This is a genomic window from Pseudonocardia halophobica, assembly GCF_027922425.1.
GTDB lineage: Bacteria > Actinomycetota > Actinomycetes > Mycobacteriales > Pseudonocardiaceae > Pseudonocardia > Pseudonocardia halophobica.
On record NZ_BSFQ01000222.1, the window covers coordinates 1 to 653 of the forward strand.

At 66.0% G+C, this 653-nt stretch carries 1 protein-coding gene; it reads right to left on the minus strand.

What is annotated here, in order from left to right; translation table 11 throughout:
* On the minus strand, positions 1 to 460 hold a 460-nt coding region (locus PKE99_RS38280), incomplete at its 3' end, for a hypothetical protein (RefSeq protein WP_271215129.1).
* Positions 461 to 653 lie beyond the last annotated feature (193 nt).

The following is a 653-nucleotide window of genomic DNA, read 5'->3' on the forward strand; positions in this document are numbered from 1 at the left end:
ATTGGGGCAAGCGGTCCATGCCGCCGAAGACGATCACCGCCGACAGGGCGGCGGTATCGGTGTTGGCTGCCGACAGGTTCGGCGTGAAATTCAGACGCACATAGCGCCCCGCCCCGGCCAGCGACACATTGGCTTCGAAGGTGCCCGCCACCGTGCCACCACCGGAAGGCCCGGTCGCGACGACAGCCGCCGTCGCCGAGGTCACCACTTCCGCATCCGACAGGGCGGAATCGTTGCCCTCGTCGACATCGAACGCGATGGTCAGCGTCGCGGCGGCGGCAAGCGTGGCCGTGAACGGGATCGCCACGACACAGGATTGCGGGAACCCGATGGCGGCCCGGTCGATGATGACACCGGCAACCTCGGTATTATCGCCACTGCCGCCGGCGGTGACGGCGGTATTGGCAGCAGCACGTTTCACGGCGACAAGATCGCCGATGCTGCGGATCTGCGTGGTCATTGTCTTGCTCCTTGGGCGATGCCCACAAATGTGAAACGGGCCGTCAGTGCGGCCCGTCTGTAAGGTCAGCCAGCCGGATCAGGCAGCGCCCCAGGTCACCCCGGTCAGCACGGAAACGGCCGCCAGATGCCGCAGCCCGATGTCATGCTGCATGATCATGCGCAGAAGCGTCTCATCGCGGCTGAATGCGGCC